Source organism: Methylobacterium sp. WL116 (genome assembly GCF_008039455.1).
Taxonomy (GTDB): Bacteria; Pseudomonadota; Alphaproteobacteria; order Rhizobiales; family Beijerinckiaceae; genus Methylobacterium.
The window spans coordinates 1-5,227 of the sequence record NZ_VRUV01000325.1; the positions used below are offsets into that span (position 1 = coordinate 1).

General features: G+C 73.4%; 8 protein-coding genes. 3 read left to right on the forward strand and 5 right to left on the reverse strand.

Translation table 11 applies throughout. The features are described 5' to 3' along the window. From FV223_RS19350 to FV223_RS19370, 5 genes are all read right to left on the reverse strand, one after another. The coding region (locus FV223_RS19350) for a BatA domain-containing protein (protein WP_187276183.1) at positions 1-454 on the reverse strand (454 nt) is incomplete at its 3' end. A 9-nt stretch (positions 455-463) separates the two neighbouring features. Further along, positions 464-1,378 (reverse strand): DUF58 domain-containing protein, encoded by a 915-nt coding sequence (locus tag FV223_RS19355; protein ID WP_147728533.1) that lies wholly within the window; start codon positions 1,376-1,378, stop codon positions 464-466. Positions 1,379-1,381: 3 nt separating this feature from the next. Next, positions 1,382-2,383: a MoxR family ATPase gene (locus FV223_RS19360; protein WP_147728534.1), complete on the reverse strand. Its 1,002-nt coding sequence runs from the start codon at positions 2,381-2,383 to the stop codon at positions 1,382-1,384. 145 nt (positions 2,384-2,528) lie between these two features. After that, the gene (gene yidD, locus FV223_RS19365; RefSeq protein WP_147728535.1) at positions 2,529-2,885 is read right to left on the reverse strand and encodes a membrane protein insertion efficiency factor YidD; all 357 of its coding nucleotides are present in this window, start codon (positions 2,883-2,885) and stop codon (positions 2,529-2,531) included. Between the two features lie 4 nt (positions 2,886-2,889). Continuing rightward, entirely contained in the window at positions 2,890-3,336 is a 447-nt protein-coding gene (locus tag FV223_RS19370) for an iron-sulfur cluster assembly scaffold protein (RefSeq protein WP_147728536.1), read from the reverse strand. Positions 3,337-3,594: 258 nt separating this feature from the next. Between FV223_RS19370 and folE the strand changes: the two genes are divergently transcribed. The 3 genes from folE to FV223_RS19385 form a co-directional block, all read left to right on the forward strand. Beyond that, positions 3,595-4,449 carry a GTP cyclohydrolase I FolE gene (gene folE / locus FV223_RS19375; protein ID WP_147728537.1) on the forward strand — a complete coding sequence of 285 codons (855 nt, stop codon included), beginning with the start codon at positions 3,595-3,597 and terminating at the stop codon, positions 4,447-4,449. 32 nt (positions 4,450-4,481) lie between these two features. Continuing rightward, the gene (hisI, locus tag FV223_RS19380; protein WP_147728538.1) at positions 4,482-4,892 is read left to right on the forward strand and encodes a phosphoribosyl-AMP cyclohydrolase; all 411 of its coding nucleotides are present in this window, start codon (positions 4,482-4,484) and stop codon (positions 4,890-4,892) included. Beyond that, on the forward strand, positions 4,889-5,227 hold a 339-nt coding region (locus FV223_RS19385; protein ID WP_187276184.1), incomplete at its 3' end, for a patatin-like phospholipase family protein. The genes hisI and FV223_RS19385, both read left to right, overlap by 4 nt.

The following is a 5,227-nucleotide window of genomic DNA, read 5'->3' on the forward strand; positions in this document are numbered from 1 at the left end:
GTTCCAGGCTGGCCGCGGGCGTCCGCGCCTCGATCGCGGCGGCTGCGTCCGCCAGCCCGACCACGGCGACGGGGCGGCCGTCACGGGCGGCGCCCTCGACGGCATCGGTCGCGACCCGCATCCGGTCGCGCCAGTCGTGGGCGGCGGAGACGCCGTTGTCGACCATCACCAGCAGCGCCTTGCGTCCGCCGCCGGCGCCGACGCCGCTCGGGTTCCAGACCGGGCCGGAGACGGCGAGGATCAGGGCGGCGGCGGCGAGCACGCGCAGGATCAGCAGCCAGGGCGGCGTCCGCGCCGGCGTCTGGCGCTGCGCAGCCAAGTCGGCGACGAGCTTGAGCGGCGGGAAATCGATCCGGCGGGGGCGCGGCGGCGTCACCCGCAGCAGCAGCCACAGGGCGGGCAGGCCGATCAGCGCGGCGAGCGCGAAGGGGGCGGCGAAGGTCAATCCGAGCACGACGCCCTCCTAGCCCGTGCCGCGGGCGGCGGCGACCAGGGTCGCGAGGCGAAGCGCCGCCTCGCTCGCGGGGCGGTCGGTGCGGTGCAGGGTCAGCGTCCAGCCGATGCCGCGGGCGATCTCGGACAGGCCGGCCCTGTGCGCCCGGATGCGCCCGCGATAGGCGTCGCCCCAGGCGGCGGCGTCGCCGACGTCGAGCGAGAACCCGGATTCGAGGTCGTGCAGCACCGCCTGTCCCGCGAACGGAAACGTCTCCTCGATCGGGTCGGCGACGACGACGAGGTGGCCGCGGCTGCCGCGGCCGGCGATTTCCTGGACGGCCGCGGCGACGCGGTCGAGGGGGGTGAGGAAGTCGCTGATCAGGATCACCTCGTCGAAGCGGGCGGGGGCCGCGTGGGGCGGAAGGTCCTGGGTCAGGCCGGGCACGTCCGCGACGAGCGCCTGCGCCATCGCCTCCACGATCTTCCGCGATGCGGTCGCGCGGGTGAGGCCCAGCAGCCCGACCCGCTCGCCGCCGTCGACGAAGGCGTCGGCGAGCGCCAGCCCGAGGACGAGTGCGCGCTCGACCTTCGCGGCCTGCGCGAGATCGGACGCGAAGCCCATCGAGGCGGAGCGGTCGATCCAGATCCAGATGTTGTGGGCGGCCTCCCACTCGCGCTCGCGCACGTAGAGCCGGTCGTCGCGGGCCGAGCGGCGCCAGTCGATCCGCGCCGCCGCCTCGCCGTTCACGAAGGGCCGGAACTGCCAGAAGCTCTCGCCGGGCCCGGCGCGGCGACGGCCGTGCAGCCCGTGCGCCAGCATCGACGAGACGCGGCGGGCTTCCAGCACGAGCCGCGGCATGCGGTCGGAGAGCGCCACCGCGCCCTCGTTCTCCCGCCGGCCCGGGACGCGCGGGATCGCTTCGAGGGCGCGGGCGGCCGCCACGCGCTAGAGCTTCTCGGCGAGCTTGGCGATCAGCCCCTCGACGGTATCGCCGTCGGCGCGCGCGGCGTAGCTCAGCGCCATGCGGTGCTTCAGGACCGGCTCGGCCAAAGCCTTCACGTCGGCGATCGAGGGGGCGACGCGGCCCTCGATCAGCGCGCGGGCACGCGCCGCCAGGGTCAGGGCCTGGCTGGCGCGGGGGCCCGGCCCCCACATCAGCTTGCCCTTCACCAGCGGATCGCCGCTGTCGGGGCGGGCCGAGCGGACGAGGTCGAGGATCGCGTCGACCACCGCCTCGCCCACCGGCAGGCGGCGCACGAGGCGCTGCGCGGTCAGCAGCGCGTCGGTCGACATCACCGCCTTGGCGCCCTGGTCGGCGATGCCAGTCGTCTCGATCAGGATGCGGCGCTCGGCGGCGCGGTCGGGATAGCCGACGTCGATCTCCAGAAGGAACCGGTCGAGCTGCGCCTCGGGCAGCGGATAGGTGCCCTCCTGCTCGATCGGGTTCTGGGTGGCCAGCACGTGGAACGGCCGCGGCAGGTCGTGGCGCTCGCCGGCCACCGAGACGAAGTTCTCCTGCATCGCCTGCAGCAGCGCCGACTGCGTGCGCGGGCTCGCCCGGTTGATCTCGTCGGCCATCAGGAGCTGGGTGAAGACCGGGCCCTTGACGAAGCGGAACGACCGGCGCCGGTCGGCATCCTCGTCCAGGATCTCGGTGCCGAGGATGTCGGACGGCATCAGGTCGGGCGTGAACTGCACCCGGCGGGCGTCGAGGCCGAGCACCGTGCCCAGCGTCTCGACGAGCTTGGTCTTGGCCAGGCCCGGCAGCCCGACGAGGAGGCCGTGGCCGCCGGCCAGGATCGTGACAAGGGCGAGGTCGACGACCTTCTCCTGCCCGAAGATCACCCCGTGGATCGCCTCCCGCGCTTGGCCCACGGAAGCGAGGCAGCTTTCGGCGGTGGCGACGATGCCGTCGTCGAGGGAGGTGGCGGACGAGCCCTGACTCATGCCGATGGGGTTTCCGTCTCGATTGTCGGGCCTTGCGGCCGGGGGGCGACGCTGGCGTCGTTCTGGGCTCGGAGTGTGCGGCGGTTCGTGACCAGCTGGCAAGGCCGGCATCGCCGCAGGTTCGCCGGGCGCGGCCCGCGGCGCTTCAGCCGCGGTCTGGTGCCGCCACCCGGGCCAGTCCGTCCGAGGCCTCGACCGCATCGCAGGAAAACGGGTTTTCCGGCGCGTTCACCCCGCGCCAGCGCGCGTAGCGCCAGGGCAGGAACCAGCGCGCCCGCGGCGGCAACGCGTCGGGCACGAGGTCGATGCCGTGGGTGCCGAAGGGGCCGCAGCGGCAGATCCGCGAAAACCCCATCCAGGCGCCGGGCCAGAGCCCGTGCCGGGCGATCGCCGCGTCGGCGTAGTCCGAGCAGCTCGGCCAGTGCCGGCACTGACGGCCGACGAGGCCCGACAGTGTGAGCTGGTAGCCGCGGATCGCGACATGGGCGGCCCGCCGCAGCATCGCGTCAGGCGGCGGCTTGCTTGCCGGCCTCGATCCGGTCGAGGGCGTCCACCACCGCGTCGAAGGTCAGCAGAGTCGAGGCGTGGCGCGCCTTGAACTCGCGCACCGGCTCCAGCACGGAGAGGTCGGCCCAACGGCCTTCCGGAGCCGGGCCGTTCGCCTTCAGCATCGCGCGCATGGTCTCGCGCACCGCCCGGAGCTCGCCGGGGCTGGAGCCGACCACGTGCCGCCCCATCAGCGAGGACGAGGCCTGGCCGAGCGCGCAGGCCTTCACGTCGTGGGCGAAATCGGCCACCGTCCCGTCGGGGCCGAGCACGAGATCGACGGTCACCGTCGAGCCGCAGAGCCTTGAATGCACCGTCGCGCTGGCGTCCGGCGCGGGAAGCCGGCCGAGCCGCGGGATGTCGGCGGCGAGTTCGAGGATGCGCCGGTTGTAGATGTCGTCGAGCATGGGCGCCTGCCGATCCTTGTCCTCGGTTTCGATCGTCGCGCGGTCGATCCGTGCGATCGCCGCGCTTCGTCCCCGGACGGTCCGGGCCTGCCCCGCGCGCCGTGCATTGCGCGATCGTGCAAGAACGACGATATAGGCCGCGTGACGCCGTTTCGCGAGGAGGCGGCTCGTCGACCAGGGTCGCGCCCACGGCCACGGACACCGTAACAACCGGGGCGCCGGCCCGGAGCCTTCCGGGCTCCGAGACGGTTCGACCGCATGTATGCCAAGCCGGACAGTACCACGATGAAGGCCCGTGTGGCGCGGGCTGGAGATGCCATGGATGCCGCGCTCAAATCCCTGTCCTACGGCGCCAGCCGGCCCGTTCCCGAGGCCGAGCCGAGCTTGAGCGTCATGCGCAACGACAACGATCGCGTGGTGGCGAGCCTCGCCGAGCGCCGTGCCGAGACGGCCGCGCTGGAGGTTGCGGAGGACGCGACGAAGGACATTGCCAGAAAGCCCGCATCCGCGACGCGCGTGCCAGAGGGCATCGCGCTGGCGCGCCCGAGCCGCGAGGAGGCCGAGGCCGCCGTGCGCACGCTCCTGCGCTGGGCCGGCGACGACCCGAACCGCGAGGGGCTGCTCGACACCCCGGCCCGCGTGGTCAAGGCCTACGGCCAGCTCTTCGGCGGCTACGACGTCGACGCCGACGCCCTGCTCGAGCGGGTGTTCGAGGAGGTCGAGGGCTATTCCGGCATCGTGCTGGTGCGCGACATCCCGTTCTACTCCCATTGCGAGCACCACATGGTGCCGTTCATGGGGCTGGCGCACATCGCCTACTATCCGACCAAGGGCGTCGTCGGCCTGTCGAAGCTCGCCCGCGTCGTCGACACCTTCGCCCGCCGCCTGCAGACGCAGGAGACGATGACAGCGCAGATCGCCGACGTGATCGAGAGCATCCTCAAGCCCCGCGGCGTCGCCGTCCTGGTCGAGGCCGAGCATCTCTGCATGGCGATGCGCGGCGTGCAGAAGGCCGGCGTCTCGACCATCACCACCCAGTTCCGCGGCGCCTTCCGCGAGGATGCCAGCGAGCAGGTGCGGTTCCTGACGCTGGTCCGCGGCGGGAAGGCGTAAGGTTCAGGCGCTCCGCGCGGAGATGGTCGTCCATGGTCCCGTTCGATCCGCCCGGTAGCCGTGCCGAGGTCGAGGAAGGCACGGCCTTCACCCCGCGCTTCGACCGCGACGGGCTCGTGGCCTGCATCGCCGTCGACGCGCAGGACGGCCGCGTGCTGATGCTGGCGCACATGAACGCCGAATCCCTGCAGCGCACGCTGGAGACCGGCGAGGCCTGGTACTGGTCGCGCTCGCGCCGCGAGCTCTGGCACAAGGGCGCGACCTCGGGGCAGATCCAGCGCGTCGTCGAGATGCGCACCGATTGCGACCAGGACGCGCTGCTGATCACCGTCGCGGTCGGCGGCGACGGCGGCTGCTGCCACACCGGGCGCCGGGCGTGCTTCTACCGCGGCGTCACCCTCGATCCCGACGGCCGCGCGGTTCTGCATCCCGCCGGCGCATGAGCGGCGCGCACGCCCTGCTGCGGCACGCCGCACCCGCCGCGATCGCCCCCGGAACCGTCGAGCCGACCCGTGACGCGGCGCCCTGGGAACCGCGGATCGGGCTGGCGCTCGGCGGCGGTGCGGCCCGGGGCTGGGCGCATATCGGCGTGATCCGCGCCCTTGACGAGGCCGGCATCCATCCGGCGGTCGTCGCCGGCTGCTCGATCGGCGCCGTGGTCGGCGGCTGCTTCGCGGCGGGCAAGCTCGACGCGCTGGCCGAGTTCGCGCTCTCCCTCACCCGCCGCCGGGTGCTCGGCCTTCTCGACCCGCGCCTGTCGGGCTCCGGCCTGATCGGC